Genomic DNA, 20,646 nt, shown 5'->3' with positions numbered 1-20,646 from the left:
GCTTATCGGTGAACCAACATGCTGAATCAATTACGGGAATTCTATTCACTATTGACTCGGCAACAGCGGCTTCGACTATTGAAGCTGCAGTTCTTGATCATAGGAATGGCGTTGACTCAAATCGCCGGCGTGATCGCTATCGGGCCTTTCATGGCGGTGGTCGGTGACATGAGCAAGCTTCAAGGCGATGGCCGGTTGGCCTGGGCTTATGCCTACAGTGGCATGCAAAGCCCCGAAATTTTTCTGAGCTTACTGGGTGCCCTGGTGCTCGCTGTGCTGTTCCTGGCGGCATTATTCTCTATCTATACCACTTGGCGGCTGGCGCTCTATAGCGCTCAGGTGGGGGCGGAACTTTCGAGTCGGCTGTATAACTATTACCTGCATCAGCCGTGGCTGTTTCATTCCAGCCACAATACCAGCGGCTTGATCAGTAAAGTGTCCGTGGAAGTGCAGCGAGTGACCACACGGGTCATCAACCCAGCCATGGAGCTCAATGCCAAGTCAGTCATGGTGACCTTGATGGCCGTGGCGATCTTTATCTACAACCCGGTCGTGGCAATATCCGGCGTGGTTATCTTCGTCGCCACCTATCTGCTGCTTTATCAGACGGTGCGGCGTTTTCTGACCCTTCATGGGCGGCGGGTCTCCGAAGCTCAGTCCAAACGTTTCAAACTGATGAGCGAAGGCTTTGGAGGCATCAAGGATCTGCTTCTATTGCATCGTCAGGCCGGTTTTATCTCACGGTTCGACAAGGCCAGCAATCGCATTGCACGGGGCCAGGGCGTGACTCAGGGGTTGAGTGAGGCGCCGCGATACGCCATCGAACTGGTGGCCTTCGGCTCGGTGATCATGCTGGTGCTTTATCTGCTCAATCTCTACGAAGGCAACCTGGGCGAAATCTTGCCGGCGCTGTCGATCTACGCCCTGGCCGGTTTCAAGATGTTGCCCGGTTTTCAGAGAATCTACACTTCAATCTCGAAAATCCGCGGCAATCTGGCGGCCTACGACACGATCCGTGAGGACTTGATCGCAAGCCGTGGTGAAGCGAAGAACCATTGCGCAAGTGGTGAGGCCCAGCCAGATGCGCGAATCAGGCCGTGGGTGCCGCGTCGTGAGATCAGACTGCAGGATGTGATCTTCGATTACCCCGGAACGCGGGCACGGGCGCTGGATGGGCTGACGCTGTCCATTCCAGCCAACAAAATGGTCGGCCTGGTAGGGGCTTCGGGCAGTGGCAAGAGTACCGCCGTAGATCTTCTGCTGGGCCTGATCGAGCCTCGGGAAGGCCGCATCCTGATCGATGACGAACCCATCACGCAGGAGAACTTGCGTCATTGGCAGGCGAGCATCGGTTTCGTGCCGCAACAAATATTTCTATCCGACGCCAGCATTCTCGAGAACGTCGCCTTTGCCATCGACCGTCAGGATATCGACGTCGCGAGAGTCAAGGAGGCGCTGCAAATGGCGCAGCTCGATGATCTGATCGAAAGATTTCCCGAAGGTCTCGAAACACGCATCGGAGAGCGGGGAGTGCAGATATCCGGGGGCCAGCGCCAGCGTCTGGGCATCGCACGTGCGCTTTACCAGCAAGCCAGTGTATTAGTCTTCGACGAAGCCACCAGCGCTCTTGACGGGATTACCGAACGGCGTGTCATGGACGATATCCAGCGGTTTTCGGGCCAGATGACCGTGGTGCTTATCGCCCATCGCCTGGCGACGGTCAAGGAGTGCGACATCATATACATGCTTGAAGACGGCAAGGTGACTGATGCCGGTACTTATGATGACTTGGCCAGCCGTAACCAGACCTTCCAGATGATGGCTAATCTCTAGCTCCAACCGCTAGCCAGAATTTCTAGAGATGACTTCTAGGCATAACTTTTAGCCAGGATAGAACAAGGATATCGCCATGAATCTGATCGGTGCGTTATTGCTGTTCCTGGGCCTTTCGCTAGGTAGCCTTTATCTGTTTCCCAGCGGTGGCCCGCAGTTGACCGATGTCGCGCTGGTCGGCTTTGTCGGCGTGATGCTGGTGATGTCGCTGGGCGACAAGCACTTGAAGGTTTCTCCCTTAGCCATGTGCTGGGGCTTGATGGTGCTATGGGTCGTGCTGGTGTGCCTGAGCTGGACGCTGATAATGGAAACCACCACTTTTTTCAGGCCCGCCATGTTTTTCATCTACAACTTCCTGGTGGGTATCGCGTTGCTGCGCTTTCTCGGGGTATACGGTGAACGAGCCAAGGTACTAATCCGCAATGGCGTGTCCATTGCGCTACTGATTGCGGGTGGTCACGTGCTGGTGCAATTGGCCTTGGGAGTCAACCGTACCACCGGGAGTTTCAACAACCCCAATCAGCTGGCCTATTTTTCGCTATGCGGTGTTGTGGTGCTGTTGATGCTCGATGATTTTCAACCCAAGCTCCGCCCCCTGGGGTTGGCCGGGCTGGCGTCCGGCGTGCTGGGCATCCTGGCGGCTTCGTCGCTGGCGGCCATGGGTGGTGGTGCCCTTGTGCTCATCGGCTGGGCCATGGCGAACGCGAGGCAGGTCAAGTATTTCGCTCGTTTGCTATTGCTGCTCCCGCTACTGCTGGGCGGTGTGTTGTGGGCCGACATGAGTTCGGATGGGCAAGTGCTGCGCAATCTGGAAGCGCGCCTGGACAGAGCGCCGAGCAAGGTGGACAGCGTATACGAAGAGCGCAAGTTCGACCGGCTGATGAACTTTCCCGCTTACGCCATCCTAGGGGCCGGAGAAGCCGAGCGTGAACGCTTCGCTCCTTATGGTGGCCATGAGATTCACTCCTCCTTCGTCAACATGCTGTTTGCCTACGGGCTGCCGGGGCTAGGGCTTTTCCTCTTGACCATAGCCATCGCGCTGCGGCGCGCCCCGCTGTACGTCTGGGCCGGGGTGGCCGGGCCGTTGATCTATTCCATGACCCATAACGGCCTGCGCTCGACACTATTCTGGATGCTGCTGGTGGTCTGCTGGCACCTCTACCGTCAAGGCTCGATAGCCGCTTCGAGTCATCGTCTGGTGCTCGATCCTCCTTGACATGACGCTGTTGCCAGTAAAGCGAGCGGGACGACCAACAAGCAAGGGCAGGGGAAACGATGGCGAGTTTGATGCAGACGTTAACGAGAAGGCCGCGCTGGATTAAGCGCAGGGTGCTTGTCGTGCTGGATGGCTTGATCGTGGTGGGGAGCCTGCAACTGGCCACAATGATTCATGTGGAAAGCCTGCAACCTTTTAGCAACGGCTCGTTGTGGCTGACCATCGGTTTGCTGATTCCGGGCAGTCTTTTACTTTTTCACTGGTTGGGGCTGTATCGTGTGGTAATTCGCTACATGAGCCATGTCACCGTACCGACGGTGGTTATGGTGGTGGTGGCCTCAGCCTTGCTGGTGGCGCCTGCAAGTTCCTTGGCAGGACACTCCGTCGGCCTATCTATCACGGTCGTCTACGCGCTGCTCCTGCTGTTGGGTATCGGTAGCCTGCGTTTCGTGCTGCGCGAGCTGTATCGACGCAGTCAGCGCCGGCAGCGCAAGCCGGTGGTGATCTATGGAGCCGGAGCCGCCGGTTGCGAGCTGGTCGCCGCACTTCGCAACGGTGATGAATACGAACCGGCAGCCTTTGTCGACGATTGGCGGGGCCTGGAAGGTTCCATGGTCGAAGGGCTTCGGGTACATCAACCGGTAGCATTGGCCGCCCTGGTTCAGGAACACCGGGCCGCCATGGTCCTGCTGGCTATCCCCAGCGCGCCCCGCTGGCGCCGGCGCGAGATTTTGCACTGGCTTTCGGGCCTTTCCGTTCCGCTCAAGACGATTCCCGGCAGCGCCGATGTGATCGCGGGGCGAGCCAAGATCAGCGAGCTTCGCGATGTGGCACTAGAGGATCTGCTCGGCCGGGAAGCGGTACCCGCCTTCCCCGAATTGATGGAAGCCAATATTCGCGACAAGGCGGTCATGGTGACCGGGGCGGGGGGGTCGATCGGCAGTGAACTGTGTCGTCAGATACTCGACCAGAGACCGGTGCGCCTGCTGCTGATCGACAATTGTGAATTTGCTCTATACGCCATCGAACAGGAATTGAAACAGCATATCGAGAATACTCAGTCGCACTGCGAACTGAAGCCTCTGCTGATCTCGGTACAGCATTCGGGAAGCCTCGAGGCGATATTCTCGAGTTTCGAGGTGCACACCGTCTACCATGCTGCGGCCTACAAGCATGTACCGATGGTGGAATTCAATCTTATTCAGGGAGTGAGCAATAACGTCTTCGGCACCTTGAACCTGGCCAAGGCAGCGATGGCGGCGGGAGTCGAAACCTTTGTCGTGGTTTCCACCGACAAGGCGGTTCGGCCCACCAATGCCATGGGAGCTTCCAAGCGCTTGACTGAACTCATCTGCCAAGCTTTCGCCCATGCGCAGTCCAGAACACGCTTTTGCATGGTGCGCTTTGGCAATGTGCTGGGATCGAGCGGCTCCGTAGTGCCGGTGTTTCACCGACAGATCGAGCAGGGCGGCCCCATCAAGGTGACTCATCCCGACATTACCCGCTACTTCATGACGATTCCCGAAGCTGCCCAGCTGGTTATCCAGGCCGGTGCCATGGGCGAGGGTGGCGAGGTGTTCGTGCTCGACATGGGCGAGCCGGTACGAATTTATGATCTGGCCAGGAACATGGTGCGCCTTTCGGGGCTGGAGGTAAAAGATGCCGAGCATCCGGAAGGGGATATCGAAATCGTCTATTCCGGCTTGCGCCCCGGCGAAAAGTTGTACGAGGAGTTGCTCATTGGTCATGACGTCAGCCGGACGCGTCATGATCGCATCATGACTTCAAAAGAGCGTTTCTGGGAATGGCCCCGGCTGGATGCCTTCTTGCAGGAACTGGAACAAGCTTTTATCACGACCGACTACATGCGTATCCGCGAGCTGTTGCAACTGGCTCCGCTGGATTACCACCCCTTGGATGAAATAGCCGATCTGGTATGGGAAGCGCGTCAGGCGATGCTTCCTCATACGCAAGCTCCATGCACCGGTGCCAATACAGCCTCGAGCCCCGTCGTGCGGCTCGACCCGGTCTTGAATTCGGTCCCCAAGGAAGGCTGACATGCTAATAGAGTCGCTACCGTTCAAGTTGTGGCTGCTCAGCCGGGCCGAGCGTGCGGGTATCCATATCCAGTCCATGAAGCGCTGCCGACCGGTGGATGCTCGTCGACATCGGGGAAACCCGCTGGAACTGAGTTATCGCTATCCTGGTCGCAATCTGTTGCTCGAAGCTCCCACGGAATGGGGTTTTGGTCTGTTCAATGTGTGTAATCGCCGACGCTTTCTGAATGGGGTCATGCAACAAGCTTTTGATCACCCCGGCCAAGAACGCGACTTGCTGCGTGAAGCACTACGCGACTTTTATACCGATTGGCAGCCTGCCAATGCCGCCGAATTCTTGAATATACCTCCCGCGGAGGCCGGTGAACTGATTGCTCTACCCCCCTGGCAAGCGCCCTGGCCCTGGGATACCCGAAATTTCGCGGAAAAAAAGGATAAGCGGGAGCGTACGGAATTGCGCGAAAACACCCGAATATTGGGTAGACGCCTTGGGATCGATGCCGGTTGGAAATGCTGTGGTCCTGTCAGCGACGACAAGCTCGAGATCGAAGTGGAACGGTTGACTCATGTGCTGGAGTCGGTTCGTCGGCAGGGCATCTGTCGCCACGACGGCAACGATGGTGATATTCGTGCGGATGTCTTGACGCGACCGGATGGCTGCTGGCGATGGCTGGTGCATGGGGGACAGCATCGCTATGCGGTAATCAGTGCGCTAGGGAATTCGCGCATAACTATTCGCGCTGAGTCGTTCATCAGGCGTGAAGACGTCTCCCTTTGGCCCCCCGTGATAGCCGGTGTGTTTACCCCCGAGCTCGCCCTCAAAATTTTCGATGATCACTTTACCCAGCATGACAGCAATACCTCCCTGAAATAAAGCCAGCACTCTCTTTACAACAAGGAGAAAAGCTATGACGGACAGACAATGGAATGACGATCAGCACGAGTGGTTGGCCGGGATCAGCGTTTTCCTGGTCAGAGAACGGGGACTGGCATATCTCGATACCCTGCGAAACCAGCTCGATCGGCATGGTTTCAACGTGCTGTGTAACGTACCGCTCAAGGAGGACCAACAGCAGGCATTGGCTCGGCTGGTTGGCGAGAATGGCCGGGAGGGTACTTCCAGGCCCGATAGTGGTGGTCCGCTGGCACATCTTCTAGTGGTTCATGATGTCCATCCCATGGCGCAAACCTCTTCGTTACGGGATGCGCCTGGCCGGATCGAAAATGAGCGAGTGCTTTCCATCAAGGCGAAGATAAGGGATAAGGTCAATCAGGCCTGTTCTGCCCAAGAACAGTGTGATCCCCTGCATGTAGCCAGTTATGGGCTGCAGGCCCTTGAGTATTTGGAAAGAACGGTACCACAGCGGATCGAGGAAATATGCCAAGCTGCCCGACGGTATGACGCGGCATTTCGTACGCCTTACCCGGTGTTGGCCGATCTCAGCAGGCAGGTGTGCCGGGCCAAGGTGGAACTGGTGGATTTTCATGGCACCGAGGCGATCTGCAAGACGTTTCGTCCGGGACGCGAACGTTACCTGGAACGGGAAGTGAAGGCCCGCGAGTTGGGAGCTTCATTACCCGAAGTGTCTCGTCTGCTGGAAGTCGGACCTCATTACTTGGTATTCGAGCGTTACGCCAACCGTATGGAGCGCATACTCTCGCCCCGTGCGCCTTTCTCGCACCATGGCTTGTTGCCTATCTGGACCATCGAGCGGGTGAGAGCCGTTATCTTGCATTACCGTCGTCTTGGCTACGAGTGCATCGATCTCGACCCGCAAGACCTCATCTACGACCCTTGCCAGGGTCTCAAGATTATCGATTTCGAGTTTCTCCAGCCCGGCCCTGATGAAATAGAAACCTTGAAAGGGAACTACGTCTGGTATGACGTGCCAACCCGTTTCACTGGCGACCTGCCGCTTTCCGCCCGCCAAAGCTCCTATCGTCAGCGCTGGTTTCCCTATACCGGTCTGCCGCGGACCTTATGTCTGAACGAACTTCCGCGTCCGATCCTCGCCATGGTGCGCTCGGTGGCCCTGGTGCCCTTGACGTTGGATGGTCTTAGGCGAGTGGGCTGGCATCACATTCAGCGTCTCGTTCGTGATTGAAACACTGAATTGCTATCCCGCCTGATGCCATCGATTGTCACGTCACGGAGTCATAAATGAAGATTCTGGTTACCGGTCACGCCGGATTCATCGGCTTTCATACGGCAAAGCGCTTGCTGGAACGCGGTGATAGTGTCGTCGGGTTCGATAACGTCAATGACTATTACGACCCCGCCATCAAGGAAGCACGACTGAAACTGCTGGAGCAGACCGCAGCCGAGACGCAAAGCGATTATCTCTCGATCCGCGCCAACTTGGCCGACCAGCAGGCGGTGACGGATTGTTTCCAGGAGCATCGCTTCGATCGGGTAATCCATCTGGCTGCGCAGGCTGGCGTGCGCTACTCGTTGGAAAATCCCCACAGTTACGTGGAAAGCAATTTGGTTGGTTTTACCAACGTACTCGAAGCTTGCCGCTACGCTGACATTCCCCACTTGACCTATGCCAGCACCAGCAGTGTTTATGGCGCCAATACGCAAATGCCGTTTTCCGAGCATGAAGGGGCCAATCATCCGCTGCAGTTTTACGCCGCCACCAAGAAAGCCAACGAGATGATGGCCCACAGCTATAGTCACCTCTTCGGCTTACCTACCACCGGATTGCGATTTTTTACCGTTTACGGTCCCTGGGGCCGCCCGGACATGGCGCTGTTCAAATTTACCCAGAATATTCTGGCCGATGAGCCTATCCAGGTGTTCAATCACGGCCACCATACCCGCGATTTCACTTATGTGGACGACATCGTGGAAGGAGTCATTCGTGCCAGTGACGATATTGCCACTCCCTCTGGGGATTGGAATAGCGCCAGTCCCGATCCTGCTACCAGCAACGCGCCGTTTCGCCTTTTCAACATTGGCAATAATGACCCGGTGTCGGTCAACGCTTATATCGAAGCCATTGAAAAAGCTCTGGGCAAGAAGGCCATCAAGGATCTGTTGCCCATGCAGCCCGGTGATGTTCCCGATACTTACGCGGACTCAGGAGAGCTGAAAAGAAAAGTCGGTTACAAGCCAACCACTCCGATCAGCCAAGGCATCGCCAACTTCGTCAACTGGTATCGCGATTATTACGCGTTAAACGAAGATTCGGTAAAGGCCACTGCCATCGTGCATGAAATGCCTGACTCGCTCGAGTAAAGCAAGCTTTCCACTTTTTAATCTCCTGATACATACCCTTCACACCAACACCCAGCAGGAACTCCAATGAACGTTACAGTTTTCGGAACGGGTTACGTGGGCCTGGTTCAAGGTGCCGTACTGGCTGAAGTCGGCCATCAAGTCGTCTGCGTCGATGTCGATGAGCTCAAGGTCAAGCAACTCGAGCAGGGCATCATTCCCATCTATGAGCCTGGCCTGACGTCGATGGTAAAAGAAAATCACGCTGCAGGGCGGCTTGAATTCACTACCGATGCGGCTAGGGGAGTCAAGCACGGTCAGGTTCAATTCATTGCTGTAGGAACTCCACCAGACGAAGACGGAAGTGCCGATCTCAAGTACGTTCTTGCCGTGGCAGCTACCATTGCAGAGCATATGGACCGTGAACAGATCATTATCAACAAGTCCACCGTGCCGGTAGGCAGCGCCGACAAGGTACGCGCCGAGGTAAAGAAAGTACTGAAAGAACGTGGACGTCATGAGATCGGTTTTGACGTGGTATCCAATCCCGAGTTTCTCAAGGAGGGCAGCGCGGTCGCCGACTGCCAGCGACCCGACCGCATCATTATCGGTACCGAGTGTGACGATACTATCGAAGTCATGCGCGAGCTTTACGCCCCCTTCAATCGTAATCGCGACAAGATTATCGTGATGGACGTCAGAAGTGCCGAGCTGACAAAGTATGCCGCCAACTGCATGCTGGCGACCAAGATCAGTTTCATGAACGAGATGGCCAACCTGGCCGAGCGACTGGGAGCCGATATCGAAGCGGTGCGCCTGGGAATCGGCGCCGATCCCCGTATTGGCTATCACTTCATCTATCCCGGTGTGGGCTATGGCGGTTCATGCTTCCCTAAAGATTTACAGGCCCTTATTCATGCCTCGGATAACATTGATTTCGACGCCAAACTGCTCAAGGCGGTGGAATCGCGCAATAAAGAGCAAAAAACCACTCTGTTTCAAAAAATAAGCCAACATTTCAATGGCCAGCTAGAGGGCAAGAACTTCGCAATCTGGGGACTTTCGTTCAAGCCCAACACCGACGATATGCGCGATGCCCCCAGCCGCGTGCTTATGGAAGCGCTCTGGACCGCCGGTGCCAAGGTGCAGGCCTATGACCCGGAAGCCATGGAAGAAGCTCAGCGTCTTTACGGAAGCCACGAGCACCTATCCCTTTGTGGTACCAAGGAAGCCGCACTGAAAAATACCAATGCCTTGATCATTGTCACCGAGTGGCAGAACTTTCGGGCGCCTGATTTTGAATTTATCAAGACTCAGCTTTCCGAACCGACCATCTTCGATGGACGAAATCTGTATGAGCCTCGTCGAATGGTGGCGAAAGGCTTTACTTACTATTCGGTAGGGAGAGCAAACCCTGTCTTACCCTTATCCCTTTCTCCATCATATGCATCGACAGTAATTAGCTAAAAGGAGCCTGTTGTTAAAAATAATAAGGGAGAAGAAAGATGCAGATTCATTTCAAGTCATATGCTGATTTGAGTATCGATATTAACAAGAATTTAAACAAGATGGCGGGAGATTGGGATCTTGTCGTAGGGATACCGAGAAGCGGAATGATACCGGCTTATATGATTTCTCTGGCAATGAATGTGAATTGCACAGATATCAGCGCCTGGATAAACAATTTTCCCTTGAAAAAAGGGGTGACGCGAGAGCTTAAAAAAAATATCACCCATCCTTGGGAAGCCAAGAAGGTTCTATTGGTTGACGACAGTATATTGAGTGGAGAGTCGCTAAAAAAGGAACTGGAATGTATGCCGGATTGGTTACGGGAGCGTGTAACTACTCTCGCCGTGTACTCCAATAAACCTATCAGAAAAGATGTAGATATCATTCTTGAGTTTACGCCTTTGCCTCGAATATTTGAATGGAATATATTTCATCACAAAATAGTGGAAGGAGCTTGTATTTCGCTGGAAGGGGTCATAATGACAGAGAAAAACCGAGATAATTCGGTGATGGTACCTCGTTATTTACCTTCGGGCACAATAAATACAATAGTTTCCTGTCGCCAGGAAGCGCAACGTAAAGAAGTCACTACATGGCTGGAGAAGCATAGTATAAAGTTTTCAAATCTCGTCATGATGGGCGATAGAGACGTCTTCAATGTTTTGGATAAAGTATCAAGTGCAAAGTTCAAGGCGGAAAAGTTCATGCAATCTTCCGCCTACCTCTATATTGAAAGTGAGGCTGAACAGGCGGGGATAATAAATCAAGCTTCGAATATGCCGGTGTACTGCCAGATGGAGAGTCATATCTACAACCCGGGGGCGAGCCTTGATTACAATGAGTTAAAGAGGGTTGGTAAGTCCGTAATATGGAAGATAGTCAATTTCAGGTCTCGAATTTAGATGTGAGTAGAGATTGAAAGGCTGTTTCATTCTTACTAGATAAGATGGTGGTTGTCTATGTTAAAGCGCCAATTCGATTTTATTACTTCGCTGACCGGATTGATCTTGCTCTCTCCAGTATTAGTCGTCGTCGCTCTGATGATTCGCTATAAGATGGGGTCACCTATTTTTTTTCGTCAGACTCGCCCCGGGCTTTATGGCAAGCCGTTCGAGATCATCAAGTTCCGTTCCATGCGCGATGCTTATGATAAACATGGTAGGAGATTAACGGAAAAAGAGCGCTTGACTCCCTTTGGTAGGCGCCTACGATCCACAAGCCTGGATGAATTGCCTGAGCTCTGGAATGTTCTTAAAGGCGACATGAGTTTGGTGGGGCCGCGGCCATTATTGATGGAATATTTGCCGTTTTATAGCACGTACCAGTCGCGACGCCATGAGGTTCGTCCAGGGGTGACCGGCTGGGCGCAAGTCAACGGGCGCAACACGATTACCTGGGACAGAAAATTCGATTATGACGTCTGGTACGTAGACAACCGGAATTTTCTTCTCGATATCAAGATATTGCTGCTTACAGTAAAGAAAGTATTCGTGCGCGAAGGTATCAGTCATTCCAGTGAAGTCGCCATGCCGAATTTCAAGGAATCGAAACTGCGAAATGACAGAGGTGAAAAAAATGACTAAAAAAATTAATGTGCTAGTCACTGGCGTAGGAGGACCGACGCCTCGCAGCTTTGTCAGATCCATTGCCGATTCTAAATGCGATAACTATAATTTCATCGGCGTGGATGCCAATCGTCTGGCGATCGGTCTGTATGACACGGCTTCCTACAGCAAGACCTACCTGGTACCAAAGGCGAATGACGAAAGGTACTGGGAAAAGATAGCGAAAATAATTGATCGTCATCAAATCGAGTTCGCCGTAGTGTTACCCGAAGCGGAGGTCGTGGCCTGGTCCGAAAGACAAGATCGCGAAGGGCTACCGTGCAAGGCCTTTATTTCTCCTTTTAAGCCTACCGCAGCATTGGTCGATAAGAAGTCACTTCATGACTTGCTCAAGGATAAAAGCTATATACCCAGCTACTGCACTTTCCTGAATCAAACTGACAGAAAAAAAATTACGGTTGAATACCCTTTCTGGGTGCGTGGAACTGTTGGTTCAAGCGGCCTGGGTTCTTTGAAGATCAACAATGAGCAGGAACTGGATGAGTGGATGAAAATCAACCCACGAATTGAAGAATTCATCGCTTCAGAATTCCTGCCTGGAAGGAATCTGGCGTGTAAAGTGCTTTACAAGAATGGAAAGATTTTCCGATCCGCCTGTGCTGAACGCTTGGAATACGTCATGGCCAAGGTGGCGCCCTCCGGTATTACAGGCAACACATCGTTTGGAAGAATGATCAACGACAAGGGTCTCGTCGATATTGCCGATGACGCGATTAATTCGATATTCAGTCAGTTTAAAGCGAAAGCTAATGGCATTTTTACCGTTGACTTCAAGGAAAATGCGCAAGGCATACCCATGATAACCGAGATAAACGTAAGGTTCGTTGCCTTCGCTTCATCATTGGCCAAGGCGGGGGCCAACTTGCCGTTGGACTATCTGGAAGCCAACCTCAACCCGGATAATTTCTCCTTAGAATACCAGCATTATGAATTTCCTAGAGGCACTATATTCCTCAGGGATGTGGATGAGACGCCCCTCGTGATGAACGAGAAAGACTTGCTGGCTATGGATGACAGCCATGCTTAACGGACCTTTTTCCCCTTGGCCCTCCTTTACCGCGGAAGAATCGCAGGCGGTGCAGCGCGTGCTGCTGTCCAATCAGGTGAATTACTGGACCGGCGAGGAAGGGCTCGAATTCGAACGAGAGTTTGCCCGTTTTGTCGGGTCACAGCATGCCATTGCCCTGGCAAACGGTACCGCGGCATTGGAATTGGCACTGAAAGGGCTGGGAATCGGCGAGCAAGAACACGAGGAGGTCATTGTCACTGCGCGTACTTTCGTGGCGTCGGCGTCTAGCATCGTCAATGTCGGTGCTGTGCCGGTATTCGCTGACATCGATCGTGAATCGCAAAACATCACCGCCGCGACAGTTGCCGAGAAGATCACTCCACGGACTCGCGCGATCATCGCGGTTCATCTAGCGGGTTGGCCATGCGATATGGACGAGCTGATGGCATTGGCCGAGCAGCACAGGCTCTATGTGATCGAAGACTGCGCTCAGGCCCATGGCGCTCGCTATCGTGGCAAGAGCGTGGGCAGTATCGGACATGTGGGCTGTTGGTCGTTCTGTCAGGACAAGATCATGACCACCGGCGGTGAAGGGGGGATGGTCACCACGGACGATACCCCGTTGTGGAAAAGAATGTGGGCCTTCAAGGATCACGGCAAGAGTTGGGACGCCGTCCACATACAAGACCATCCGCCCGGTTTCCGCTGGTTGCACGAGAGCTTCGGCACGAACTGGCGCATGACGGAGATGCAGGCCGCCATCGGCCGTATACAGCTTGAACGCATGCCTGAATGGAGCGCTAAACGCCGGGATAACGCGCAACGCATCTGGCAAGCGGCGGTCGATTGCTCTGGGCTGCGGGTGCCGATGTTCAACTCCGGCAGCGTACCCAGCTGCATAAGCGAATACTCCCGGCATGCTGCCTATAAGTGCCACGTATTTGTCGAGCCGAAAAGGCTCAAGCCAGGCTGGGATCGTGATCGGATTCTCGCTGAGATCAACGAGCGTGGCGTGCCCTGTTTCTCGGGGGGCTGCTCCGAGGTATATCGCGAAAAGGCCTTTGAGAACACCGGCTGGCAGCCGCAAGCACGGCTACCCGTGGCGCGGGAGCTGGGCCAGACCAGCCTGATGTTTTTGTGTCATCCCACGATCACTCAGGACGAGCTCGATAAAACCTGCCAAGTCCTGCAAGACGTCATGAAGGCTAGTACCTGACGCGGTTCGTAGGCTTGTCGTGTTTCGCTAGATCCCATTCTTCAACGCCAGGCGTAAGCGCAAGCTGCTCGTCCTGCCTGGTGTCTCATCGAGGAGTTTTCATGAATCCCAAGGTCACTGTTTCGAATCGCCGCTTTCTGCTGGTGGCGGGCTCAAGCTACTCCCTGGTCAACTTTCGAGGACCGCTGGTGCAGGCGTTGATCGAGACGGGACTGGAAGTGCATGCAGCGGCCCCCGGTCTACATGAAGACCCGGCCACCCGCAGGCAGCTCGAGGCCTGGGGGGCGGTGACTCACGATATCCCCATGCAGCGAACCGGCCTGAACCCGTGGCGCGATCTGCTGACGTTGCAAGCGCTGTACCGTCTCATGCGACGTATCCAGCCACAGACCGTTCTGGGCTATACCATCAAGCCCGTCGTCTACGGGATGCTGGCGGCCTGGCTGGCCGGGGTGACCCGGCGCTACGCCTTGATCACCGGCCTGGGGTACGCCTTTGCCGGGGAGGCTAGGGGCAAGCGTGCTTTGGTCTTTCAAGTGGTAAAAAGACTGTATTCGCTGGCTTTGAATAACACTGACCGGGTGTTTTTTCAGAATCCCGACGATGAAGGCCTATTTCGTGAGACTGGAATACTCTCCGACCGGGTGCCTTCCCAGGTACTCAATGGGTCGGGGGTGGATATGAATCATTTCGCGCTGGCCCCCTTGCCATCAGGCCCGCCGCGCTTTTTGCTGGTTGCCCGGCTGCTGGGTGACAAGGGGGTTCGCCAGTACGCCAGTGCCGCAAGAATAATCAAGCAGCAGCACCCCGAAATGGTATTTCAACTCGCCGGTGACATCGACAGCAACCCCGACACGATTACCCAGGAAGAGCTGGATACCTGGGTGAGGGAAGGCAGCATCGAACATCTCGGTTGGTTGAGCGATGTTCGCCCGGCAATTGCCGAGTGCAGTGTTTATGTGCTGCCCAGCTTTTACCGTGAAGGCACGCCGCGTTCTGTGCTGGAAGCCATGTCGATGGGACGGGCGGTGATCACCACCGATGCACCGGGTTGTCGAGAAACCGTGATCGAGGGTGAGAACGGCTATCTGGTGCCGGTAAAGGATGTGGATGCTCTGGTAGAGGCCATGCAGCATTTCATCGACCGTCCAGAACTAGTGCAGACCATGGGGCAACGCTCCCATGAAATCGTTCAAGACAGATACGACGTGCATAAGGTAAACGCCGTTATGCTGGAGGCAATGGGGATTGAGAAGCCTGCCTATCGCGACACCCAGCAAAAAACATTCGAACCCAAGACACTCGATAAAGCCTCGCGCGCTTCATAAGCCCGCTCCGCCCAAGCTGAAGCATCGCCAAGCGATGTAGCCAACGATACTCTTCCTCGCCCTGGGTAGCGCCCTTGGAACAGCACAGGAACCCCCTGATATGGCTTTTATTTCGGTGGTCATGCCGGTCTATAACAAGGTGGCGACCTTAGCGAATTCACTGGAATGCCTGTATCGCCAAACATTTCGGGACTTCGAAATAATTGCAGTGGACGACGGCTCCACCGATGGCTCTCTCGATATTCTGCGAGAGCATGAGCAGGCCGGTTTGTTGAAGGTTTACCAGCGTAGTCCGCCAGGGCCAGGCGGCTATGCGGCACGTAATTTCGGTGCCGAGAAGTCTACCGCACCGTGGCTTGTTTTCTTCGATGCCGATGACATTCTCCTGTTCGATCATTTGTCTTGTTTTACCGATGACATTGCTCACTTTCCGGGGATCGAACTGTTCGTCAATGCTTATCAAAAGATGGAAGGCCAGCGGCGCTTGCCGCGAATTCATGGAGTCCCCGTCGGCCGGCTGCACCGTCAGAAAGCTCTATGTGCCTTCGCTCGCTTTGACTTCATCCATATGAACGGTGCATGTATTCGACGCGAGCGATTCCTGTCGCTGGGTGGCTTTCCGGCTGGTCATTACCGTCGTGGAGGCGACGTCTATTTCTGGTTAAAGGCGCTATGTGAAATGGAAGCGATACATTACAACGCCACGGTGACCAGCTTATGGCTGCTTGAGCACAGTGATATTACCCGCGACAAGCGCAACTTGATCGATTTGCATCCCAGCCTGGATCTTCTGAAGGAGTACGAAACGAAGCTGGCACCCGATGAGCGACGCCAGTTTCGTTTGGCGATCAATCGAAAGGTGCTTTCCTGGGCAGTGGAGAAGAAACAGCTCGGTCAATCGGTGCGCCAGGACTTGAAAGCATTGTCGCCTGGCGGAATGAATATGCGGCTATGGCTGCATGCCGTTTCACTGCTCGTGCCCCAGCCTTACTTCAACAGGTTGCGCAGCCGAATCAAATGAACCGGGACGAAGTGAAAGGGAGATAAGAGCCATGGCCAAGACGCTAATTACTTATGGCACCTTCGATATTTTCATATTGGCCATCGCAATTTGCTGTTTGGTTAGCATTACCAAGCTACTTAGAAAATCACATTAATATCTCTGGATAAGTAAATATGAATTTTAAATCCTATGGTGATTTGAGCGTGGATATTGCTGCGTCCTTATTTAGCATTCAGGGGAAAGGCTATGATTTAGTTGTAGGTGTTCCCCGTAGTGGCATGATTCCGGCCAGCATGATTGCTTTGGGCTTGCATATCGATGTGATGGGTCTTCCCGACTTTATAGCAAATCAGCCGTTGATAACACGGTTGCGCAGGAGGGCAGGGGGGCAGCCCAGCGCTGCATGGGATGCAAGAAAGGTTCTTCTCGTCGACGATAGTGTTGTGACGGGACGAACCATGCAACAAGCACGAGACGCGATCCCCGGTGGTTGCCCTTGCTCTATCGATACCTTGGCGATCTATGCAGATCCTGACGGTAAGCAGCATGTTGATATAGTCTTATCCATCATGCAATCGCCTTATATTTTCCAATGGAGCCTCTTCGCCCCGGCCATGCTTTCACAATCGTGTTTTGATATCGATGGAGTGCTATGCGTCGACCCTACCGCCCAAGAGAATGATGATGGAGAGCAGTACGTTACTTTTTTGAATAATGCGGAACCACTTTTCCTGCCTTCAGCCCGAATCGGCTGCCTGGTAACCAACCGGCTTGAAAAATACCGTAGCCAAACAGTAACGTGGCTTGAGCAGCACGGTATTGATTATGAGCATCTAGTCATGTTGGATCTGCCTTCGAAGGAGGAGCGACGGCGTCAAGGAGTTCATTCCTCACACAAGGGGCTTTTCTACAAGAACTCGGACTACATCTTCTTTATCGAAAGTAGCCCTCGGCAGGCTGGTAATATTGCTAGAATTTCGGGAAAACCTGTTTATTGCTATGAAGACAACCGAGTCTATACGGCAGAAGATAAAGCTCCTAACAAAAAGGGACTACGCAGTTTTGCGAAACGCTTCATTAGGAACACAGTGAATTTGCTTAATTTGAGGCACCCTGTGAAAGCTGTAAAGAGAAAAACAGGGTGATTTTGTAAATCACTGCGCCGCTTATAATTATTCAAAATATGCTAACTATTAATATCATATTTACATTGTTCTTATATTTAATATAATGCATATAATTTAATTATATTCACTTCAAGAAACAGTTTGATGATTTATAGTCCTGTGTTGAAAGCAATTTTTTCGTAATTTGAAGGCGATTATTTTCGTAAAAGGCATATTTAGTTACCAGAAGGTTTGTCGTGAACACTCTTAGTTGAAATGGTGGGGTGTCCAATTATAGATAAATCCACCTGATGAATCAGAGTTTTAACATTTGTGATTAACTGGGGATCTGTGTCTCGATTTGTCGTAAGCGCTGGATTGGCTGCGTCTCTAAATTCGATTTATTAACAGGAAGAAATATTCGACTGGCCCCGCAATTTAATCGAATTAAACTGGACGATATGGTAATGGAGGGCAATATATGGCTAAGACGGTAATCACCTATGGCACCTTCGATATGTTTCATATCGGCCATCTCAACTTGCTGCGACGTCTTTCAGGATTGGGCGATCGGTTGATCGTGGGTGTTTCCACCGATGAATTCAATGCCGGGAAAGGCAAGCGCACCTTGATCCCGTTTGAGCATCGTGCCGAGATCGTGCGCTCACTCCGTTATGTGGACCATGTTATTCCCGAGACCAACTGGGACCAGAAGCTAGACGATATCCAGCGCTATGCGGTGCATACATTCGCTATCGGCGAAGACTGGAAAGGGGCTTTCGATTTCCTCAAACCTCACTGCGAAGTGGTGTATCTGTCACGTACCGACGGCGTATCTACTACCCAGCTCAAACGCTCCCTCAACCCTTTTTACAGCGTTTCACGAGAAGAGCTGATGAACGCCTTTGATGTATTGGATACGTTGCGTAAAGACTTCGGTTAACTTGTTCTCGACGCCGGCGGCGCCGGCCAGGAATCTTCAATGTCTTCCTATGCATTTCGTTTGGCAAAGCAGCTTACCTGGATGCCTCTTTGTCTGATTGGCTGGTGCTTTCCCCGTAATGACCGTCTATGGGTCTTCGGGGCCTGGCACGGCCGCCAATTCGCTGATAATGCCAGTTATCTGTATCGCCACGTGCGCGATAACGAGCCGGACCTGCGCGCCGTCTGGTTGGCTCATGACCGCGAGGTAGTGAAGCGGGCGCGTGATGAAGGTGGTGAAGCTTATCTCGCCTACTCGGCAAAAGGGATACTGGTGTCATTACGTGCCCGGCTGTTTCTTGTCACGCATTCGGCCGATGACGTCAATGCCCATGCTTCGCTCGGCGGGCAGTTGATCAACCTGACCCATGGCACGCCCCTCAAGCGATTGGTGCAAGATGCCCGCTCCTCGCGTCTGGGCGTCTTGACCGGCGTCTTCGATCGCTATCTACGCCGGGCTCTTCCGGGGCAGCGCAGCCCCCATCAGGTGCTGGTGGCTTCTGAAATCGCGCGGGAGAGAATGATGTCGGCCTTTGGTTTATCCAGCGAAAGAGTAGTCGCGCTCGGCTATCCTCGCTGGGATGCTTTCCGGACCAACGCTGCTGAATCACTGCGCCGTGCAGGCATCGATACTACTGAGTATGACGGTGTGGTGTTGTACGCTCCTACCTTGAGGATGCAAGGAAAGGGAGGCCTTGATGTGGCGCAGGGCAAGCGCCTGGAAGCGCTGATGCCGTGGTTTGAAAAGCATCGCCTGCTGTTGCTCATTCGCGGGCATACCTCATTGAAGATGAACGGTGTGCAAGACTTGGTAGCGGGTAATAAACACATACGCGAAGCTCCGGTGAGTGTGTTTCCTGATGTAAACGCCTTGTTTCCGGCAATCGATATGTTGATTACCGACTATTCCAGCTTGATGTACGACTATGCTTGTCTAAAACGGCCCATAGTCCTGATGGCGCCGGATCTGGATGATTACCTTAATCGCGATGTGGGCATTTATGGCGACTACTTCGCCGATGCACCAGGGCCAGTTATAGAATCTTGGGAGCAGTTGCCTGAGTCATGGCAGGAGCTGTTTGAAGGGCGTCACGATCAGCGCTTGGTGAATTTCGTGGCTCGCCATGCCGTCCTGCACGATGGCCGCGAATGCGAACGGATGACCGCCTATCTACGTAATAATTGCCGTGCAGAAGTTATAAGCCATGCTTGAAAATTTCTTCTTTTATAAATCGTTACTAAAATAGGATAGGTAAAATTAAGATGAATTAAATGGAGTTAATTTAGAAAAAAGGATGAGATTTCATAAAGTTGACGAAGAACGTCGTTGTTTATTTGCCTGGTGATCATCATTTTTTTCAAGGAGGATGAAACGTGAATAAGACGTTTGAAGTCTACTTGGAAGATAAGAACTATCGTAATGATATTCAAGGGATACGTGCCATTGGCGCCATGCTTGTACTGGTATTTCATATCTGGTTTCAAAAAGTTTCCGGCGGTGTCGACGTGTTTTTCGTCGTTTCGGGATTTTTGATGACAGGACTGCTGCTACGTCAATATTCGAGAGAAGAAACTCTGAAACCTCTGCAGTTTTGGGGAGGTATAATAAAGCGAGTAGCTCCATCTGCCTATATTGTCCTTTTGGTGACGCTGTTTTTCAGTTATTTTTTTATCTCGCCGGTCTATTGGGAAGCGGTAATTAATGAGTTTGTTTTTAGTGCGGCGCACTTGGAAAACTTGTTACTGATAAGGCGAGAAGTGGATTATTTGAAAAGGGAAGAACCCGCTAGTCCTTTCCAGCAGTTCTGGGCATTGTCTATTCAAGTGCAGTTCTATGCTTTTCTTCCTTTTCTTCTTGGTCCATTAGTTTATGTGTCCAACAAAATGAAATCATTGAGGCCCTTGGTCATAGGCGTTTCTCTGGTTGTTTTTTTTTCTTTTATCTACTCCTTAATTTCAACGAGTAGCAGACCTGAAACGGCTTATTTCAATCCTTTTGGAAGAGTCTGGGAATTTCTTTCCGGCGCTTTAGTTGCAATATTGGTGCCGTATTTAAAAGTCAATAAAAAACTAGCTTCGATACTTTCTTTTTTGGGTGTTTTGATGCTTGTCAGTGTCGGGGTGGTGATTCCTAGAGAGTGGAGCTTTCCTGGGTACGTGGCACTTTTTCCGGTCATGTCAGCCATTTTTTTGATAGTTTCTGGAGGTGGGTCGGAAGGCAGTACTGTAGTGAATAAGTTGCTTTCCAATAAGTATCTCGTCGTGTTGGGCGCAATGTCATTTACCATATATTTATGGCATTGGCCTATATTGATCTTCTTTCAAAACTATTACGAGACTACCAGTTTAGGGTTTGTAAAAGGAATGATGGTTATCCTGTTGGGGATATTGCTTGCCATTTTTACGACGATGTTGCTAGAGAGGCCCTTTCGAAACATTCCAAAGACCAAGACATTGTTATCCTATACGGTAGGTTTTCTGTTTTTCATTACCTTCGGTAACACTGGGCCTGGGGGCCAAGTACTATTTTGAGAATCTCCATG

At 52.5% G+C, this 20,646-nt stretch carries 17 protein-coding genes; all 17 read left to right on the top strand.

What is annotated here, in order from left to right:
• Positions 1–18 precede the first annotated feature (18 nt).
• The 17 genes from R5M92_RS08580 (at position 19) to R5M92_RS08500 (ending at position 20,635) form a co-directional block, all read left to right on the top strand.
• A complete protein-coding gene (locus tag R5M92_RS08580) occupies positions 19–1,833 on the top strand; it encodes an ABC transporter ATP-binding protein (protein WP_346795500.1) in 1,815 nt (604 codons plus the stop codon).
• A 76-nt stretch (positions 1,834–1,909) separates the two neighbouring features.
• Entirely contained in the window at positions 1,910–3,049 is a 1,140-nt protein-coding gene (locus R5M92_RS08575; RefSeq protein ID WP_346795499.1) for a hypothetical protein, read from the top strand.
• A 71-nt stretch (positions 3,050–3,120) separates the two neighbouring features.
• Positions 3,121–5,106, top strand: coding sequence for a nucleoside-diphosphate sugar epimerase/dehydratase (locus tag R5M92_RS08570; RefSeq protein ID WP_346795498.1), 1,986 nt, complete (start codon positions 3,121–3,123; stop codon positions 5,104–5,106).
• A gap of 1 nt (position 5,107) precedes the next feature.
• Entirely contained in the window at positions 5,108–5,980 is an 873-nt protein-coding gene (locus R5M92_RS08565) for a hypothetical protein (protein ID WP_346795497.1), read from the top strand.
• A 34-nt stretch (positions 5,981–6,014) separates the two neighbouring features.
• A complete protein-coding gene (locus tag R5M92_RS08560) occupies positions 6,015–7,211 on the top strand; it encodes a hypothetical protein (RefSeq protein WP_346795496.1) in 1,197 nt (398 codons plus the stop codon).
• Positions 7,212–7,267: 56 nt separating this feature from the next.
• On the top strand, positions 7,268–8,347 hold the full coding sequence (locus R5M92_RS08555) for an NAD-dependent epimerase (protein WP_346795495.1): 1,080 nt from the start codon (positions 7,268–7,270) through the stop codon (positions 8,345–8,347).
• Between the two features lie 66 nt (positions 8,348–8,413).
• Positions 8,414–9,793: a UDP-glucose/GDP-mannose dehydrogenase family protein gene (locus R5M92_RS08550; RefSeq protein WP_346795494.1), complete on the top strand. Its 1,380-nt coding sequence runs from the start codon at positions 8,414–8,416 to the stop codon at positions 9,791–9,793.
• Positions 9,794–9,831: 38 nt separating this feature from the next.
• Positions 9,832–10,737 carry a phosphoribosyltransferase family protein gene (locus R5M92_RS08545; protein ID WP_346795493.1) on the top strand — a complete coding sequence of 302 codons (906 nt, stop codon included), beginning with the start codon at positions 9,832–9,834 and terminating at the stop codon, positions 10,735–10,737.
• Positions 10,738–10,794: 57 nt separating this feature from the next.
• Positions 10,795–11,418, top strand: coding sequence for a sugar transferase (locus R5M92_RS08540; RefSeq protein ID WP_346795492.1), 624 nt, complete (start codon positions 10,795–10,797; stop codon positions 11,416–11,418).
• Positions 11,411–12,487, top strand: coding sequence for an ATP-grasp domain-containing protein (locus R5M92_RS08535; RefSeq protein ID WP_346795491.1), 1,077 nt, complete (start codon positions 11,411–11,413; stop codon positions 12,485–12,487). The genes R5M92_RS08540 and R5M92_RS08535 overlap by 8 nt, the downstream gene beginning before the upstream one ends.
• A complete protein-coding gene (locus R5M92_RS08530; protein WP_346795490.1) occupies positions 12,480–13,685 on the top strand; it encodes a DegT/DnrJ/EryC1/StrS aminotransferase family protein in 1,206 nt (401 codons plus the stop codon). Before R5M92_RS08535 ends, R5M92_RS08530 begins: the two co-directional genes overlap by 8 nt.
• A gap of 101 nt (positions 13,686–13,786) precedes the next feature.
• Positions 13,787–15,013: a glycosyltransferase family 4 protein gene (locus R5M92_RS08525; RefSeq protein WP_346795489.1), complete on the top strand. Its 1,227-nt coding sequence runs from the start codon at positions 13,787–13,789 to the stop codon at positions 15,011–15,013.
• A gap of 121 nt (positions 15,014–15,134) precedes the next feature.
• Positions 15,135–16,034 (top strand): glycosyltransferase family A protein, encoded by a 900-nt coding sequence (locus tag R5M92_RS08520; protein ID WP_346799310.1) that lies wholly within the window; start codon positions 15,135–15,137, stop codon positions 16,032–16,034.
• Between the two features lie 155 nt (positions 16,035–16,189).
• The gene (locus R5M92_RS08515; protein WP_346795488.1) at positions 16,190–17,161 is read left to right on the top strand and encodes a phosphoribosyltransferase; all 972 of its coding nucleotides are present in this window, start codon (positions 16,190–16,192) and stop codon (positions 17,159–17,161) included.
• A 442-nt stretch (positions 17,162–17,603) separates the two neighbouring features.
• Entirely contained in the window at positions 17,604–18,065 is a 462-nt protein-coding gene (locus tag R5M92_RS08510; protein WP_346795487.1) for an adenylyltransferase/cytidyltransferase family protein, read from the top strand.
• A 39-nt stretch (positions 18,066–18,104) separates the two neighbouring features.
• Positions 18,105–19,316 carry a CDP-glycerol glycerophosphotransferase family protein gene (locus tag R5M92_RS08505; RefSeq protein ID WP_346795486.1) on the top strand — a complete coding sequence of 404 codons (1,212 nt, stop codon included), beginning with the start codon at positions 18,105–18,107 and terminating at the stop codon, positions 19,314–19,316.
• A 161-nt stretch (positions 19,317–19,477) separates the two neighbouring features.
• Complete coding sequence (locus tag R5M92_RS08500) at positions 19,478–20,635, top strand: acyltransferase (RefSeq protein ID WP_346795484.1); 1,158 nt, start codon at positions 19,478–19,480, stop codon at positions 20,633–20,635.
• Positions 20,636–20,646: the final 11 nt, after the last annotated feature.

Origin of the sequence: Halomonas sp. Bachu 37, from assembly GCF_039691755.1 — a bacterium.
GTDB lineage: Bacteria > Pseudomonadota > Gammaproteobacteria > Pseudomonadales > Halomonadaceae > Vreelandella > Vreelandella kashgarensis.
The sequence above is the reverse complement of the archived record's forward strand: the minus strand, read 5'-3'. Positions and strand labels throughout refer to the sequence as shown.